Annotated in this window: 14 protein-coding genes; 3 read left to right on the forward strand and 11 right to left on the reverse strand. The window is 70.9% G+C overall.

Translation table 11 applies throughout. The features are described 5' to 3' along the window. Nucleotides 1-224: 224 nt before the first annotated feature. From NJ376_RS19420 to NJ376_RS19435, 4 genes are all read right to left on the reverse strand, one after another. A complete protein-coding gene (locus tag NJ376_RS19420; protein WP_252954941.1) occupies nucleotides 225-1,358 on the reverse strand; it encodes an NHL repeat-containing protein in 1,134 nt (377 codons plus the stop codon). Nucleotides 1,359-1,598: 240 nt separating this feature from the next. Further along, nucleotides 1,599-2,552: a tripartite tricarboxylate transporter substrate binding protein gene (locus NJ376_RS19425; RefSeq protein WP_252954942.1), complete on the reverse strand. Its 954-nt coding sequence runs from the start codon at nucleotides 2,550-2,552 to the stop codon at nucleotides 1,599-1,601. A gap of 178 nt (nucleotides 2,553-2,730) precedes the next feature. Next, on the reverse strand, nucleotides 2,731-3,441 hold the full coding sequence (locus NJ376_RS19430; protein ID WP_252954943.1) for a ribonuclease activity regulator RraA: 711 nt from the start codon (nucleotides 3,439-3,441) through the stop codon (nucleotides 2,731-2,733). Between the two features lie 339 nt (nucleotides 3,442-3,780). Next, nucleotides 3,781-4,350: a TIGR00645 family protein gene (locus tag NJ376_RS19435; protein WP_252954944.1), complete on the reverse strand. Its 570-nt coding sequence runs from the start codon at nucleotides 4,348-4,350 to the stop codon at nucleotides 3,781-3,783. A 90-nt stretch (nucleotides 4,351-4,440) separates the two neighbouring features. Here NJ376_RS19435 and NJ376_RS19440 point away from each other — a divergent pair, with 90 nt between their 5' ends. Continuing rightward, nucleotides 4,441-5,238: an LOG family protein gene (locus NJ376_RS19440; RefSeq protein ID WP_252954945.1), complete on the forward strand. Its 798-nt coding sequence runs from the start codon at nucleotides 4,441-4,443 to the stop codon at nucleotides 5,236-5,238. 1 nt (nucleotide 5,239) lies between these two features. Here NJ376_RS19440 and NJ376_RS19445 read toward each other — a convergent pair whose 3' ends face one another. Beyond that, nucleotides 5,240-5,872: a non-canonical purine NTP pyrophosphatase gene (locus NJ376_RS19445; protein WP_252954946.1), complete on the reverse strand. Its 633-nt coding sequence runs from the start codon at nucleotides 5,870-5,872 to the stop codon at nucleotides 5,240-5,242. Then, nucleotides 5,872-6,621 carry a ribonuclease PH gene (rph, locus tag NJ376_RS19450; RefSeq protein WP_252954947.1) on the reverse strand — a complete coding sequence of 250 codons (750 nt, stop codon included), beginning with the start codon at nucleotides 6,619-6,621 and terminating at the stop codon, nucleotides 5,872-5,874. Before rph ends, NJ376_RS19445 begins: the two co-directional genes overlap by 1 nt. Before the next feature lie 122 nt (nucleotides 6,622-6,743). On the opposite strand from rph, the gene NJ376_RS19455 reads away from it, so the two are divergent. Next, nucleotides 6,744-8,345, forward strand: a complete 1,602-nt coding sequence (locus NJ376_RS19455) for a phage tail sheath family protein (RefSeq protein ID WP_252954948.1) — start codon at nucleotides 6,744-6,746, stop codon at nucleotides 8,343-8,345. A gap of 18 nt (nucleotides 8,346-8,363) precedes the next feature. Here the strand turns inward: NJ376_RS19455 and NJ376_RS19460 are convergent, their stop codons facing one another. Next, the gene (locus NJ376_RS19460; RefSeq protein WP_252954949.1) at nucleotides 8,364-8,963 is read right to left on the reverse strand and encodes a c-type cytochrome; all 600 of its coding nucleotides are present in this window, start codon (nucleotides 8,961-8,963) and stop codon (nucleotides 8,364-8,366) included. A gap of 2 nt (nucleotides 8,964-8,965) precedes the next feature. Next, entirely contained in the window at nucleotides 8,966-10,189 is a 1,224-nt protein-coding gene (locus NJ376_RS19465; protein WP_252954950.1) for a PQQ-dependent sugar dehydrogenase, read from the reverse strand. A 209-nt stretch (nucleotides 10,190-10,398) separates the two neighbouring features. Between NJ376_RS19465 and ahcY the strand changes: the two genes are divergently transcribed. Further along, complete coding sequence (ahcY, locus tag NJ376_RS19470; protein ID WP_252954951.1) at nucleotides 10,399-11,802, forward strand: adenosylhomocysteinase; 1,404 nt, start codon at nucleotides 10,399-10,401, stop codon at nucleotides 11,800-11,802. A 184-nt stretch (nucleotides 11,803-11,986) separates the two neighbouring features. Here the strand turns inward: ahcY and uvrC are convergent, their stop codons facing one another. From uvrC to NJ376_RS19485, 3 genes are all read right to left on the reverse strand, one after another. Further along, nucleotides 11,987-13,864 carry an excinuclease ABC subunit UvrC gene (gene uvrC, locus NJ376_RS19475; protein ID WP_252954952.1) on the reverse strand — a complete coding sequence of 626 codons (1,878 nt, stop codon included), beginning with the start codon at nucleotides 13,862-13,864 and terminating at the stop codon, nucleotides 11,987-11,989. Between the two features lie 284 nt (nucleotides 13,865-14,148). Continuing rightward, entirely contained in the window at nucleotides 14,149-14,541 is a 393-nt protein-coding gene (gene folB, locus NJ376_RS19480) for a dihydroneopterin aldolase (RefSeq protein ID WP_252954953.1), read from the reverse strand. Then, nucleotides 14,538-15,320 (reverse strand): SDR family oxidoreductase, encoded by a 783-nt coding sequence (locus NJ376_RS19485; RefSeq protein WP_252954954.1) that lies wholly within the window; start codon nucleotides 15,318-15,320, stop codon nucleotides 14,538-14,540. Before NJ376_RS19485 ends, folB begins: the two co-directional genes overlap by 4 nt. Nucleotides 15,321-15,449: the final 129 nt, after the last annotated feature.

The raw sequence follows: 15,449 nt of genomic DNA on the forward strand, positions 1-15,449 counted from the left end.
GGGGCAGGCCCCGGCGCGGGCGCGGCGGGGCGCGGCGGCGGCAGGCTGCCGCCCGCCTGGCCCAGGCTGCTTTGCGCCAGCGCGACGGGAGCCAGCGCGGCCGGGACCAGCAGCAGGGCGAGCAGGGCCGGAAGGATGCGAGGGATCACGGACCCGGCATGGCCCAGCCCCGCGCACCGGGTCAAGCGCCGAGACGCTTCCCGATGCTGCGAGGCCCCGCGGCGTCAGCGCGGAAGCTGGCCGACCAGGCGGAAGCGCTGGGCGCGCTTGCCGGTGTCCACCTCCGTGGTGAAGACATTGCCGCGGCTGTCCACCGCCATGTTGTGCACCCAGTGGAAATCGCCCGCATTGCGGCCATTGCGCCCGAAGCGGCCGAGCATCGCCCCGCCCTGGCGATCCAGCAGCCACACCACGTTGTTGGAGCCATCGGCGGCCAGCAGCACGCTCTGCCGAGGGTCGGGCAGGAAATCCATGTCCCAGACGGAGCCGCTGCCAAGGGTGTCCGGCGCCACGATGAATTCGCGGACGAAGCTGCCATCCTTCCGGAAGATCTGGACGCGATCATTGGCGCGGTCGCAGACATAGACGAGGCCATCCCGCGCCAGCCGGACACAATGCACCGGGTTGCGGAAGAAGCGCGCAGGCTGGCGGGCGGCCTCGCCCGGCTGGTAGGCGGGCAGCGGGTCATCGGCCGGCGGGCGCTCGCCATAGGCGCCCCAGTGGCGGCGATAGGCGCCGGTATTGCTGTCGAAGACGATGACGCGGCGGTTGCCGTAGCCATCCGCCACGTAGATCTCGTCATTCTCCGGGTCCACATCCACATCGGCGGGGCGGCCGAGGCGTTGGGTGTCGTTGCTGCCGCCGGTCTCCCGGTGGACGCCGATCTGGCGGATGAACTGGCCGGTGCGGGTGAAGGCCAGCAGGACGTGGTCGTTGTTGCCGTTGCCGGCGATCCAGACCCGGTCACGGTGGTCGACGAAGATGCCGTGCTCATTCTCCGGCCAGCTCGGGTGGTGGCCGGGGCCGCCCCAGGCCTGCACCAGGTTGCCGTCCGGATCGAACTCCAGCACGGAGGGGGCGGGGATGCAGCATTCCGAGAGGGGCGGGGTGGCCGTCGCGCCGCGCTCATCCGCCGTCATGGTGCGGGGGCGGTGGATAACCCAGACATGGTCGCGGGCATCCACGGCGACGCCGGCGGCCTGGCCGATGCCCCAGCGGTTCGGCAGGGGCTTCGGCCAGAAGGGATCGACCTGATAGACCGGCGCAGTGGCCGGAGCGGCAGGTAACGGCGCGCCGGAGGGCTGCGCAAGGGCAGGCGCGGCCAGGGCCAGCAGCGCGGCCAGCAGGATGCAGCGCATGGTCGGTTCCTCCTGGGGATCTTTCCGGCAGGCTCCGCGCCTCGGCTTGGTCCTGTCAAGCACGCATCGGCCAGGCACGCCTTGGCGGCGGGCGGACGTGCAGCCTTGCCCGACGGCAGCGAGGGCGCATGCGGGCGGCGCCCTCCTCCGCGGCGGCGGGCCCTGCTGGTTTCCCGATGCTCCGGCACGCCTGCCGCGCCGCCGGGCCATCCGGTTGCGCGCCGCGGTGCCGCGGGCAGGCTATTGCGGCTGGATGCCCGCCTTCCGCGCCGCCTCGCCCCATTTGGCCAGCTCCGCCTGACAAAAGGCGCGCGCCTGCTCCGGCGAGGAGGTGACGATCTCCGCCCCCAGCACCTTGTGCCGGTCCACCACCTCCGGCCGGCGCAGCGCGGCGACGCAATCGGCGTTCAGCTTCGCCATGGTCTCCGCCGGCACCCCGGCGGGCGCGATCACCATGCCCCAGGTCGAGGCCTCGAAGCCCGGCAGGAAGGCCTCGCCCAGCGTCGGCACGTCCGGGAGCTGCGGCGCCCGCTGCGCGCCGGTGGTCGCCAGCGCCTTCAGCGCGCCGGATTGCAGATGCGGCAGCGCGGCGGGGACGGTGTCGAACATGATGTCCACCCGCCCCGCCATCAGGTCCGGATGCGCCGCGGTGCTGCCGCGATAGGGCACATAGGTCAGCTCGATCCCGGTGAGCTGGGCGAAGAGCAGGGGCGCCAGGCGCACCACGCCGCTGGTGCCGGCGAAGGTCATGCCCGGGCTGCGCTTCGCCTGCGCCACCACCTCCGCCGGGGTGTTCGCGGCGAAGCCCTTCGCGGCGCAGAGCACCAGCGGCGTCGAGGTGGTCTGGGTCACGAAGCTGAAGTCGCGCATCGTGTCGAAGGGCAGCTTGTAGAAGGCGGCGTTGATCGGGTGGCCGATCGAGACCACCGACAGCGTGTGGCCATCCGGCGCGCTGCGCGCCAGCGCCTCCGTCCCGATCACCCCATCGGCGCCGGCGCGGTTCTCCACCGGTACGGGCTGGCCCCACATCGCGGCCAGCGGCTCCGCCATCAGCCGCGCGGTGATGTCCGAGACGCCGCCCGGCGTGTAGGGGACGATGACGCGCACCGCGCGCTGGGGAAAGGCCTGGGCATGGGCGCGCGGCGCCAGCAGCAGGGCGGGCGCGGCGAGCGCCGCACGGCGGGTAAGGGGCATGTTTTCCTCCCGGATCTTGCCGCCACTCTGGCGCGGCGGCAGGGCGCGGGGCAATGGCGCAGATCGGGGAGGGGCCGCCCTCCGAGGGCCGCGGCCCGCTTCCGGCCGGTGTCCTGCCCGCTCCCTTCGCTGGAGATCCAGCGGAGGGAGCGGACAAGCAGACCACCGAAACTGAAGACTACCGGCCCTTCTCCTTCCGCCAGGCGGCCAGCAGCTCGCGGTTCTTCGGGTCCGTCATCGGGTAGAGGCCGCGGATGGTATGGCCGGCGGCGACGCGCTCCTGCACGAAATCCTCCACCACCGTCTGCTCGAAGGCTTCCTCCGCCACGCTGTCGGCGAGATGGGCGGGGATGCACACCACCCCCTCCCCATCCCCCACCATGATGTCGCCGGGGAAGACCGGGACATCGCCGCAGCCGATCGGCAGGTTGGTGTCCACGGCGTGGTGGCGGATCAGGTTGGTCGGGGCGCTGGGGGCGACGTGGTAGGTGGGCCAGGGCATTTCCATCAGCTCCGGCGTGTCGCGGAAGCCGCCATCCGTCACCGCGCCGGCCACGCCGCGGGCCATCAGCCGCGTCAGCAGGATGCCGCCGGCGCTCGCCGCCCGGGGGTCGCCGCGGCTGTCGATGACGAAGACATGGCCGGCCGGGCATTCCTCGATGCCCTTCCGCTGCGGGTGGTCGGGGTCGAGGAAGGCGTCCAGCGTGTCCAGATCCTCCCGCGCCGGGATGTAGCGCAGGGTGAAGGCGGGGCCGACCATGCGGGGCGCGCGCGGGTTGATCAGCCGCGGCCCCTGCAGGAAGCAATTGCGGAAGCCGCGCTTCAGCATGACGGTGGTCAGCGTCGCGGTGCTTACCTCGGCCAGCATGCGCCGGGTTTCTTCCTTCATCCGGATCCTCCCTGGGATGGCTCTGTGCCGCACTCTGCCGGCGCTTCCGGCGCGCTGTCGAGGAAGCGGCGGAGGCAGGGGCCGAAGCGGCGGTCGAATTCCGGGTCCGCGCCGCGCCGGCGCCAAGCAGTCCCCGCCGCGACCAGCGCCCGCACGCCTGCCGCACCATGGCCGGAAGCGGCCTCGCCGCCTCAGACCAAATGGGGTCCCGGAGGGACGGCGGCTCCTCGGTCGGTCCCCGGAGCCGCGCCCGTTGCTGCATGGCGGGGAGGTTCGCGCCGCGCTGGCCGCTCGATTAAGGCTCGGCGCCGGTGTCCTGGTGCGGCGCCGCCGCTCCGATCAGTGCGGCTCGTGCCCCACCTGCGTCGCCTTGTTGGAGAGCCAGACGGTGAAGGCGATGGCGATGGAGGACACCAGGAAGATGACATGGATGACGGACTGCCAGATCAGCGTCTCCTGGCTCACATTCGCCGCATCGATGAAGGATTTCAGCAGGCTGATCGAGGAGATGCCGATCAAGGCGAGGGAGAGCTTGATCTTCATCGTGTTCTCGTTGGTATGGCTCAGCCAGTCCGGGCGGTCGGGGTGGCTTTCCAGGCCGAGCTTTGCAACGAAGGTTTCATAGCCGCCGACGATCACCATGATGAGCAGGTTGGAGATCATCACCACGTCGATCAGCGCCAGCACGGTCAGCATGATGCTGTTCTCGTTCGGCGAGTGCAGCAGGGATTCCACCAGGTGCCAGAGCTCCCGGCAGAACAGCACCACATAGACCGCCTGGGCGACGATGAGGCCGATATAGAGTGGCGCCTGCAGCCAGCGGCTGGCGAAGATGAACCGCGCCAGGGCCCGTTCGCTTTGCGGGCTGGACGGGACGCCTTGCGGCGCGGGGCGGTGATGGGCGGCCATGATGTTATTCCCCCATGAGGCGCAGTGCTGTCCCGCACGACCTACTGAAAGTTGAGGCGGAAGCTACCGGGCCAGCGGAGAGAGGCCAAGATGAAGATTGTGCAACGCGACCTGCCCAGCTACCGGCTGGCGGTGGAGGACACGGACTTCCTGCTGCGCGACGAGATGCGCGCCTTCCGCTTCGGCATGGAATACGCGAAGGCGGAGCTGCTGCTGCGGGACTGGGGGGTGCGCTCCACCGTGGTGGTCTTCGGCAGCGCCCGGATCCCGGCGCCGGAGGCGGCCGTGCCGGGGACGCCGCTGGCGCATCTCTCCCCCTGGTACGGGGTGGCACGGGAATTCGGCCGCCTGGTCTCCGAGCGCGGCGGCGCGCTGGCGCCGGAGACCAAGGGAGGGCACGCGCTGCGGGACAACGTCATCGCCACCGGCGGCGGGCCGGGGATCATGGAGGCGGCCAATCGCGGCGCGGCGGATGTCGGGGCGCCCAGCATCGGCTTCAACATCGTCCTGCCGCATGAGCAGATGCCGAACCCCTACAGCACGCCGGAGCTGACCTTCCGCTTCCACTACTTCGCCATGCGGAAGATGCACCTGGCGATGCGGGCGAATGCGCTGGCGGTCTTCCCCGGCGGCTTCGGCACCTTCGACGAGCTGTTCGAGATCCTGACCCTGCTGCAGACGAAGAAGGCCCCGCCGGTGGCGGTGGTGCTGTTCGGCCGGGAGTTCTGGACGGAGGTGGTGAATTTCCGGGCGCTGCAGCGCCACGGGCTGGTGGATGAGGTGGACCTCTCCCTGTTCGGCCTGGTGGATACCGCGGAGGAGGGTTGGGACTGGCTGACGGCGCATGGGCTGAAGGCCCATACGCCGCCGGCGGAGCGGCCGGGCTGAGTCAGCCCGGCAGGCAGGCCGCCGCCAGCAGGGCGAAAGCCCGGGCGCGGTGGCTGATGGCGTGCTTCGCCTCCGGTGCCATTTCCCCGAAGGTCTCAATGCCGCCTGCGGGGAGAAACATCGGGTCGTAGCCGAAGCCGCGCTCGCCGCGGGGCGGGTGGACCCAGCTTCCCTCCACCTTGCCCTCGAAGCCTTCCGTATGGCCGTCCGGCCAGGCGAGGACCAGGGCGCAGGTGAACCAGGCGCGGCGGTCCGCATGCGGGGCGGCGAGCGCGGCCACCTTCGCCATGGCCATGGCATAGTCCCGGCTGCCATCCGGCTGCATGGCCCAGTCCGCGGTGCGCACGCCGGGGGCGCCGTCCAGCGCCGCGACGGAGAAGCCGCTATCGTCCGCCAGCGCCGGCAGGCCAGTGGCGCGGGCGGCGGCCAGGGCCTTGATCCCGGCATTGCCAAGGAAGCTCTCCTCGGTCTCCGCCGGCTCCGGCAGGCCGAGCGACCCGGCCGAGACCACCTCCAGCCCGTAGGGCGCCAGCAGCGCCGACACTTCCCGCAGCTTGCCGGCATTGTGGGTCGCCAGCACCAGCCGGCCCGGGGCCAGCCGGCGATGGGCGGCGGGCGCGGCCGGCGAGGTCATCAGCCCAGGCCGCAGGCGGTGCGCTGCTGGCGGAACAGCTCCGCCGTGCCCTGGCGGGCGAGGCCGAGCAGGCCGATCAGCTCCGCCTCGGAGAAGGGCTCGCCCTCCGCCGTGCCCTGCACCTCCACGATGCCGCCGCGGCCGGTCATGACGAAATTGGCGTCCGTCTCCGCCTTGCTGTCCTCGGCGTAGTCGAGGTCGAGCACCGGGGTGCCCTGCCAGATGCCGCAGGAGACGGCGGCGACCTGGTCCTTGAGCGGCATGGTGCCGATGACGTTCATCTTCATGCAGTGGCGGAAGGCCAGGTGCAGCGCGACCCAGGCGCCGGTGATGCTGGCGCAGCGCGTGCCGCCATCGGCGGAGAGCACGTCGCAGTCGAGGATCACGCTCATCTCGCCCATCGCCTTGAGGTCCGTCACGGCGCGGAGCGACCGGCCGATCAGGCGCTGGATCTCCTGGGTGCGGCCGGACTGCTTGCCGCGCGCCGCCTCGCGGTCCCCGCGGGTGTGGGTGGCGCGGGGCAGCATGCCGTATTCGGCGGTGACCCAGCCCTGGCCCTGGCCGCGCAGGAAGGGCGGCACCTTGCCCTCCACGCTGGCGGTGCAGAGGACTTCCGTATTCCCCATGCGGATCAGGCAGGAGCCTTCCGCATGGCGGGCGGCGCCGGGCTGCAGGGAGACGGTGCGGAGCTGGTCGGCGGCGCGGCCGGAGGGGCGGCCGGCGGGCCTGGCATTGGAACTGGCGTTCATGGCGCGGGGTATCGGAGGCGGGGGGCGGGAAGGCAAGGGGAAATGCCATTCTGGCTTGTTGCCCGACGCCGGGCCTTCCTATCCTTCGCCAGGGAGGGGCGCCGCCGGGCGCCGGAGAGGGCATGCCGATCCCACCGCGCCAGCCTGGCGTCCATGTCGAGGAGGTGCCGGCCGGGCCGCGGCCGATCGCCGGCGTCGCCACCGCCATCACCGCCTTCGTCGGCCGCGCCGCAAGCGGGCCGGTGGAAACCCCGGTCACCTGCACCGGCTGGGGCGATTTCGACCGCGTCTTCGGCGGCCTCTTCGCCCCCTCCGCGCTCGGCCACGCGGTGCGCGACTTCTTCCTCAATGGCGGACGGGAGGCCGTCATCCTCCGCCTGCACCGCAGCCTGCCGGGCCAGCCGGACAGTGCCAGGCTGGTGGTGCGGGACCCGGCGGATGAAGGCGCGCTGAGTCTCACCGCCAGCTCTCCGGGGCGCTGGGGCAATGCGCTGCGGGCCCGCATCGACCACGATGCGAGCGAAGCGGAGGCCACGGCGCTCGGCCTGCCCGCGGAGGCGCTGTTCAGCCTCTCGGTCCGGGATGGCGCGACCGGCGCCGTCGAGCTCTTCCGCAACCTCACCACCGCCGAGCATGCGCGCCGCATCGACCGCGTGCTGGCGGCGGAGTCGCGGCTTGTGCGCCTGGATGGCGCCCTGCCGGCCGGGCGCCCGGCCGCGCATGCGCCGCCTGCCGCCGGGCGGACGGTGTGGGAGGATGCGGCCGCTTCCTCGGGCGTGGCGCCCGGGGCGGCGGCCGGGGATGGCGCCGCGCTCCAGGCGCAGGACTTCATCGGCCCGGGGTTCGAGGCGGCGCAGCGGGGCCTCTACGCGCTGGACCGGGCCGATCCCGTCAACCTGCTGTGCATCCCGCCCCATGTGGGTGACGACCCGCCGGAGGAGGTGGAGCCCGCCCTGCTCGCCGCCGCCGTTGCCTATGCCGAGCGGCGGCGCGCCTTCCTCCTCCTCGACAGCCCCGCAAATTGGACGACGCCGGCCCAGGCGGCCGCCGGCCCTGCGGCGCTGGGCGTGACCTCGGCCAACGCCGCGCTGTTCTTCCCCCGCCTCCTCCAGCCCGACCCGCTGCGGGGCGGGCTGCCGCGTGCCATGCCGGCCTGCGGCGCGATCGCCGGCCTCTTCGCCCGCACCGATGCCGAGCGTGGCGTGTGGAAGGCCGCCGCCGGCACGGCGGCGACGCTGCGCGGCGCCACCGGCCCGGCCCTGCCGCTCGGCGATGCGGCGATCGGGCAGCTCAGCCCGCCAGGGGTCAACTGCCTGCGGGCGCTGCCGGGCGTCGGGGTGGTCGTCTGGGGGTCCCGCACCTGCCAGGGCGACGACCGGCAGGGCAGCGCGTGGAAATACATCCCGGTCCGCCGCCTTGCCCTGTTCCTCGAGGAATCGCTGGTTCGCGGCCTGGCCTGGGCGGCGCTGGAGCCGAATGACGAGGCGCTGTGGGCGCGGCTGCGGCAGGCAACCGGCGAATTCCTGCAGGGGCTGTTCCGCCAGGGGGCCTTCCAGGGCAGCACCGCGCGAGAGGCCTATCTGGTGCAATGCGATGCCGGGACGACCGGCCCGGCCGATATCGACGCCGGGCTGGTCAACATCCTGGTCGGCTTCGCGCCGCTGCGGCCGGCAGAGTTCGTCATGCTGCGCCTTCGGCAATCCGCCGGCCGGCCGCCGGGCTGACCGGCGGCGCGGCAGCGGTCACTCCTGCTGCGCCATGAAATGTGCCAGGGCGGCGATCTCCGTATCGCTCACGCCATACATCACGGCATTCATGTTGGTGTCCGTGCCGCGCCGCGTGCCGTCCCGGTACTCCGTCAGGGCATGGACCAGGTAGTCCTCCCGCTGCCCGGTCAGCCGCGGCATCTGCGCCCGGCCCTGGAATTGCGGCAGGTGGCAGGTGCCGCAGCGCAGCCTTTCCGCCAGCGCGGCGCCGGCCGCATAGCGCGCCGCGTCGCGCGGGCCGCGCTCCGCATGACCGGGCGGCAAGCTGGCATAGAAGGCAGCCAGATCCTCCACCTGCTGGTCCGTCAGGCCCTGGGTCAGGGCCGGCATGGGCGGCGTGTCCCTGATCCCCTCGCGGAACAGGATGAGCTGGAGGGTGATGAACTCCTCCGGATGGCCAGCGAGGGAGGGGATGTCCGGCATGACGGAAATCCCCTGCGGCCCGTGGCACTGGCCGCAATCGCGTTCCGTGGCCAGGGCCTTGCCGTGCGCCGCATCCCCCGCCGCGCCGGCCCCACCCGGCGCGAACAGGGCGGCGGCGAGCACCGTCGCCGCTGCCAGCTTCCCCCGCGACACGCTCAATTCCCGTAGCTGATCCGGTAGATGGCGCCGTTCTGCTCGTCGCTGACCAGCAGCGAGCCGTCACGCCGCACCAGCACATCCACCGGCCGGCCGAGGAAGCGGTTGTTCGCCTCGTCCCGCAGGCCGGTGAGGAAGGGCTCCACTCCGATCACCGCGCCATTCGCATCGAGCTCCGCCACCACCACGTCATAGCCGCTCAGCCTCTCCCGGTTCCAGGAGCCGCGGCGGGCGATGAAGATCTGGTTGCGATACGCCTCCGGGAATTGCGTACCGGTGTAGAAGCGCATGCCGAGCGCCGCGGTATGCGGGCCGAGCAGCGCCACCGGCTGCGCGAATTCGGCGCAGGTGGCGGGGCCGGAGGTGATGGCCGGGTCCCGCCAGCCATGCGCGCAATAGGGGAAGCCGAAATCCTCGCCGCTGCGGCGGATGCGGTGCAGCGTGTCCTCCGGCGTGTCATTGCCTGCCCAGTCGCGGCCATTGTTGGTGGCCCACAATTCGCGGGTCTGCGGGTTCCAGTCGAAGCCCACGGAGTTGCGGATACCCTGCGCCTCGATCCTCCGGCCCGACCCGTCCGGGTTGAAGGAGACGATGAGGGCATGGGTCGCACGGTTGTAGTCGCAGATGTTGCAGGGCACGCCGATATTCATGTAGAGGCGGCCATCCGGCCCGAAGGCGGCGAATTTCCAGCCATGATGCGCCTCGCTGGGCAGGCCGAAGGCGGCGGTCATGTCCACCGGCGTGCCGGGGGCGTCCAGCTTGCCCTCGATGCCGTCGAAGCGCAGCACCCGGTTGATGGCGATGACGTAGAGCGCGCCGTCCCGCACCGCGACGCCGTTGGGGTCCGTGAGCTGGGAGGCGATGGTGCGCACGCGGCGCTGGCCGCCCTCCTCGCTGATGGCATAGACCCGGCCGAGGGTGCGGGTGCCGACGAAGACCGTGCCGTTCGGGCTTTCCGTCATCATCCGCGCGCCCGGGGCGCCGCTGGCCCAGAGCTCCACCTTGAAGCCCTGGGGCACGCGCAGTGCGGCGGTGGGGAGCTGGTCCGCCGGCGTGGCGGTGAGCTTCGGCGCATGCGGCGCGAGGGAGGAGCCGGCCATGCTGTCCGGCCGGCCCTGCGCCCAGCCCGGCGCGGGGGCCTGCTGCGCCAGGGCCAGGCCCGGCAGGACGAAGCTGGTGGCGAGGCCGATGGCCGCAAGGCGGCCGAGCGACGGGCTGCGCATCCTCATCTCCTCCCCGTCCGGCGCATTGGCGCGCCGTGACATTCCGGAATGTATGGGGAGGCGGTGGAGGACCGACAAGGCTGGGCTTGCCGCTGGGCGCTTGGTGGCCTCCAAGGGACATAAAGACATTCTTATGTGTGATAGGAGATTCTGGCCAGCCCGGGCATGGCGTGCTAGTGGCGCCCGCAGAGAAGCAAGGACAGCACCCGATGGCCGTTGCCGCAGACTACAAGGTGAAGGACCTCTCCCTGGCCGAGTGGGGCCGGAAGGAGATCGCCATGGCCGAGGACGAGATGCCCGGCCTGATGGCGGTCCGCCGCGAATACGGCCCGAGCCAGCCGCTGAAGGGCGCCCGCATCGCCGGCTGCCTGCACATGACCATCCAGACTGCGGTGCTGATCGAGACGCTGAAGGCGCTCGGCGCCGATGTCCGCTGGTCCTCCTGCAACATCTTCTCGACCCAGGACCACGCCGCCGCCGCCATCGCCGCCGCCGGCACGCCGGTCTTCGCGGTGAAGGGCGAGACGCTGCCGGAGTACTGGGACTACGTGAGGAAGACCCTGGAATGGGGCGATGGCGGCGAGCCGAACATGATCCTCGACGATGGCGGGGACATGACGCTGCTGGTGCATTACGGGCTGCGCGCCGAGCAGGGCGACACCGCCTTCCTCGACAAGGCGACGAATGAGGAAGAGACGGTCTTCTTCGCCCTGATCAAGGACTGCCTGAAGACCAAGCCGGGCTGGTTCGCGAAGCTGGCCGCCAGCATCAAGGGCGTCTCCGAGGAGACGACGACGGGCGTGCACCGGCTCTACATCATGGCGAAGGAGGGGAAGCTGCTGTTCCCCGCCATCAACGTGAATGACAGCGTGACGAAGTCGAAGTTCGACAACCTCTATGGCTGCCGCGAGAGCCTGGTGGACGGCATCCGCCGCGGCACCGACGTGATGATGGCGGGCAAGATCGCCATGGTCTGCGGCTTCGGCGATGTGGGCAAGGGCAGCGCCGCCTCCCTGCGCAATGCCGGCTGCCGGGTGATGGTCAGCGAGGTCGATCCGATCTGCGCCCTGCAGGCGGCGATGGAAGGCTATGAGGTGGTGACGATGGAGGATGCCGCGCCGCGCGCCGACATCTTCGTCACCGCCACCGGCAATGTGGATGTCATCACCCTGGACCACATGCGGGCGATGAAGCACCGCGCCATCGTCTGCAACATCGGCCACTTCGATTCCGAGATCCAGGTCGCCGGCCTCAAGAACTACAAGTGGCACAACGTGAAGCCGCAGGTGGACGAGGTGGAGTTCCCCGACGGCAAGCGCATCATCCTGCTGTCCGAGGGGCGGCTGGTGAACCTGGGCAACGCCACGGGCCACCCCAGCTTCGTGATGTCCGCCAGCTTCACCAACCAGACGCTGGCGCAGATCGAGCTCTGGGCGAATCCCGGCAAGTACGAGAAGAAGGTCTATGTGCTGCCGAAGCACCTGGACGAGAAGGTGGCGGCGCTCCACCTGGAGAAGGTCGGGGCGAAGCTGACGAAGCTTTCGGCGCAGCAGGCTTCGTATATCGGCGTGGACCAGGCCGGGCCGTTCAAGGCCGAGCAGTACCGGTACTGAGCACTCTCCCCACGACGGTGCTGCGCAACGCCGTGGGGACCCCGGGACTCGCCTGCCTCCCTGCAACTCGCACAGCCTGCCGCGGCAAAGCCGCGGCAGGACGCCAGGCGGCGCTGGGGGATATGCGCGCCTCTCCCTCCCCCCGCTCCGAGGGGGAGGCCGGGGTGGAGGTTGCGCCCCGCTGCTACCCGCTCGCCGGATGGAAGTGCTCGAAGATCTTCTTCGCCACCGCCGGCCCGATGCCCGGCGCGTTTTCCAGATCCGTCAGCGCCGCGTTCCGTACTCCGCGCGCCGAGCCGAAATGGTTCAGCAGCCGGCGCTTGAGCGCCGAGCCCACGCCCGGGATCTCGTCCAGCTCGCTCTTCACCAGGGACTTCGACCGCCCCGCCCGGTGGGTAGTGATGGCGAAGCGATGGGCCTCATCCCGCAGCCGTTGCAGGTAGTACAGCACGGGGTCGCGCGGCGGCAGCTGGAAGGCCTCCTTCCCCGTCTGGTGGAACCACTCCCGCCCGGCATCGCGGTCCGGTCCCTTGGCGATCGCCACCAGCGGCACGTCATGCACGCCCATCTCGGCCAGGATCTCCCGCGCCGCGTTGAGCTGGCCGAGCCCGCCATCGATCAGCACCAGGTCGGGCCAGGTGCCGCTCTCGCGCTCCGGGTCCTCCTTCAGCGCGCGGCCGAAGCGGCGCTCGAACACCTCGCGCATCATGCCGAAATCGTCGCCCGGCTTGACCGGGCCGCGAATGGAGAATTTCCGGTAGGCCTGCTTCAGGAAGCCGGACGACCCGGCCGCGACCATCACGCCATAGGCGTTGGTGCCCTGGATGTGGCTGTTGTCGTAGATCTCGATCCGCTCCGGCGTGGAGGAAAGATCGAACACCCGCGCCACCGCCTGCAGCAGCGCCTCCTGCGCCGTGCCCTCGGCCAGTTTCCGCTCAAGCGCCTCGCGCGCATTGGTTTCGGCATGCTCCACGGCGCTGCGCTTGTCGCCGCGCTGCGGCCGGTGCAGCTCCACGCGGCGGCCGGCCTTGATGGAGAGCGCCTCCGCGATCAGCGGCATCTCCTCCGGCGCATGGCTCAGCAGCACCAAGGGCGGCGGCGGCAGGTCGTCATAGAGCTGGCCGAGGAAGGCGCCCATCACCTCCTCCGGCCCCTGCTCGCCCTTGCTCAGGAAGAAGGGGCGGTTGCCGTTGTTGCGGCCGCCGCGGAAGAAGAAGACCTGCACGCAGGTCTGCCCCGCAAGCTGGTGCAGCGCCACCACATCGGCATCGCCCACGCCTTCCAGGTTGATGCGGTCCCGCCCCTGCACATGGGTCAGGCCGCGGATGCGGTCGCGCAGCGCCGCCGCGCGCTCGAATTCCAGCGCCTCCGCCGCCTGTTCCATCTCCTTCGCCAGTTCCTTCTGGATGCTGGGCGTCTCGCCGGAGAGGAACTGCTTCGCCTGGTGGACCAGCTCGGCGTAGTCCTCCTTGCTGATCCGGTCCACGCAGGGCGCCGAGCAGCGGCGGATCTGGTAGAGCAGGCAGGGACGGTCGCGGCTGTCGAACACCGTGTCCCGGCAGCTCCGCAGCAGGAACACCCGCTGCAGCGCGGTGAGGGTCTGGTTGACCGCCCAGGCGGAGGCGAAGGGCCCCCAGTAGCTCGCGCCCTTCCGCCGTTCCCCCCGATGCTTGCCGATCTGCGGGTAGGGGTGGTCCTCTGTCAGCACCAGCCAGGGATAGGATTTGTCGTCGCGGAGGACGATGTTGTAGCGCGGCCGCAGCTTCTTGATGAGATTGGCTTCGAGCAGCAGCGCCTCGGCCTCGGAGGCGGTGGTGATCACCTCCAGGCTGCGCGTTTCGTGCACCATGCGACGCAGGCGCTCGGGCAACCGGCCGATCTGGGTATAGGCGGCCACCCGCTTCTTCAGCGCGCGGGCCTTGCCTACATAAAGGGCATCCCCGCGCGCATCGAGCATGCGGTACACGCCAGGCGCGAAGGGCAGGGTGGCCAGCGCCGTTTCGATCACCCTCACGCCTTCCATCACCGGCGGCGCTTCGGTGCTGGGCTGGGCCTCATCCATGGGTCGGGATTAGGGCCGCGCCATGCCCCGGGGCAAGCCCGACTTCTCCACGAAAGCTGTGGACAACTCTGTGGACACGGTTCGGGGAAAGCTGCGCCGGCCCTTGCCGGTGGCCGAGCTCACGCTGCTGCCCAAGAATCCGGCAGAAACTCAAGTCCTTGATTTCGGCCAATTATTTGAAGCGATGTCGCGGGAGAGTAGGTCAAGTGTAACATTGCACTTGACGCAGGGCTGCGCCTCACGCAGCGGTGATGGCGGTGGACAAAGCGTATTACAAAACCGTTTCAGCGGCGCCTGCGCTCGATTGTCACGCCCACGGCTGCAACATCCGCGTAGGCGTCCGGCTTCTCCACCGTCACCCGCGCGCACCGCACCCGGCTGTCCTGCAGCGCCGCCACGGCGATTCGTTCCGCCAGGGTCTCGACAAGCAGAGTATGCCCCTCGGCGGCCGTTGCGCGGGCAGCGCGTACCACCTTGCCGTAATCGACGACACGGCGAAGGTCATCCTCGCCAACTCCGTCCGGTGCGGAATCGTCATCTACCGCAAGTTCCACATGCACCACCACCCGCTGCGGCGCGGCCTTCTCATGCGGATGCACGCCGAGCCGCGCCTGCATCTCCAGCCCGCGCAGGAAGACCAGCCGCAGCCCGGCTTCGGCGTTTGGTGCGAAGCTCATTCCTCCGGCCCTCCGGCACGGGACGATGCCGCCCATTGCAGATGCTGCCCGCCATCCAGCGCGATCATCTGCCCGGTCATCGCCGGCAGGGAGAGGATGGCGAGCGCCGCCGCCGCCACCTCCGCCGGGCTGGTGCCGCGGCGCAGCGGCACGCTGGCACATTGCGCATCGAACTGCGCCTGACTCTGGCGCGGGCTGGGCAGGGCGGGGCCGGGGCCGATGCCATTCACCCGGATGCGCGGCGCCAGCGCCAGCGCCATGGATTGCGTCAGCGCCCAAAGCCCGGCCTTGGAGACGGTGTAGGACACGAAATGCGGCGTCAGCGACCACACGCGCTGGTCGAGCATGTTGATCACCACGCCTTCCGCCTCCTGCGGCAGGGCGCGGGCGAAGGCCTGGGTCAGCACGAAGGGGGCGCGGAGATTGGGCTCGATGTGATGGTCCCAGCTTTCCCGCGTGGCGTCCTGCCACTCGTCGCGCTCGAAGGTGCTGGCGTTGTTCACCAGCACGCCAAGCGGGCCGAGTGCCGCGGCGGCGGCGGGCAGCAGGGGCGCCACCTGGGCTTCCTCAGCGAGGTCGGCGGCGAGGGTGACGGCGCGGCGGCCGAGGGCGCGGATCTCCGCCGCCGTCGCCTCGGCCTCCGCCGCGCTGCTGCCGTAGTGCAGGGCGATGTCGAAGCCCGCTTCCGCCAGGCCCAGCGCGATGGCGCGGCCAAGTCGTTTCGCGCCGCCGGTGACCAGGGCGGCGCGCGGAATCGCGGGGGAGATGGGGAGGTTCATGCCCGCGCCTCTTACCCCCGCCGGGGGGCCGGTGGAACAGGTCACCAGGGGGCCGCCGCAGCGCTCCATGCATGGAAGCGCGGGGGTGGGAACAAGGGCGGTGGCGCCTTGGCGGCCGGGCGCTGCGGC

It is taken from the genome of Siccirubricoccus soli (genome assembly GCF_024178315.1).
Taxonomy (GTDB): Bacteria; Pseudomonadota; Alphaproteobacteria; order Acetobacterales; family Acetobacteraceae; genus Siccirubricoccus; species Siccirubricoccus soli.

Bases quoted from the DNA above. Each gene is read 5' to 3' on its own strand.
- NJ376_RS19425 (WP_252954942.1), bottom strand. From the start codon at position 2,552: ATGCCCCTTACCCGCCGTGCGGCGCTCGCCGCGCCCGCCCTGCTGCTG.
- rph (WP_252954947.1), bottom strand. From the start codon at position 6,621: ATGAACGCCAGTTCCAATGCCAGGCCCGCCGGCCGCCCCTCCGGCCGC.
- NJ376_RS19445 (WP_252954946.1), bottom strand. From the start codon at position 5,872: ATGACCTCGCCGGCCGCGCCCGCCGCCCATCGCCGGCTGGCCCCGGGC.
- NJ376_RS19435 (WP_252954944.1), bottom strand. From the start codon at position 4,350: ATGGCCGCCCATCACCGCCCCGCGCCGCAAGGCGTCCCGTCCAGCCCG.
- folB (WP_252954953.1), bottom strand. From the start codon at position 14,541: ATGAGCTTCGCACCAAACGCCGAAGCCGGGCTGCGGCTGGTCTTCCTG.
- NJ376_RS19455 (WP_252954948.1), top strand. From the start codon at position 6,744: ATGCCGATCCCACCGCGCCAGCCTGGCGTCCATGTCGAGGAGGTGCCG.
- ahcY (WP_252954951.1), top strand. From the start codon at position 10,399: ATGGCCGTTGCCGCAGACTACAAGGTGAAGGACCTCTCCCTGGCCGAG.
- NJ376_RS19420 (WP_252954941.1), bottom strand. From the start codon at position 1,358: ATGCGCTGCATCCTGCTGGCCGCGCTGCTGGCCCTGGCCGCGCCTGCC.
- NJ376_RS19465 (WP_252954950.1), bottom strand. From the start codon at position 10,189: ATGCGCAGCCCGTCGCTCGGCCGCCTTGCGGCCATCGGCCTCGCCACC.
- NJ376_RS19485 (WP_252954954.1), bottom strand. From the start codon at position 15,320: ATGAACCTCCCCATCTCCCCCGCGATTCCGCGCGCCGCCCTGGTCACC.
- uvrC (WP_252954952.1), bottom strand. From the start codon at position 13,864: ATGGATGAGGCCCAGCCCAGCACCGAAGCGCCGCCGGTGATGGAAGGC.
- NJ376_RS19440 (WP_252954945.1), top strand. From the start codon at position 4,441: ATGAAGATTGTGCAACGCGACCTGCCCAGCTACCGGCTGGCGGTGGAG.
- NJ376_RS19430 (WP_252954943.1), bottom strand. From the start codon at position 3,441: ATGAAGGAAGAAACCCGGCGCATGCTGGCCGAGGTAAGCACCGCGACG.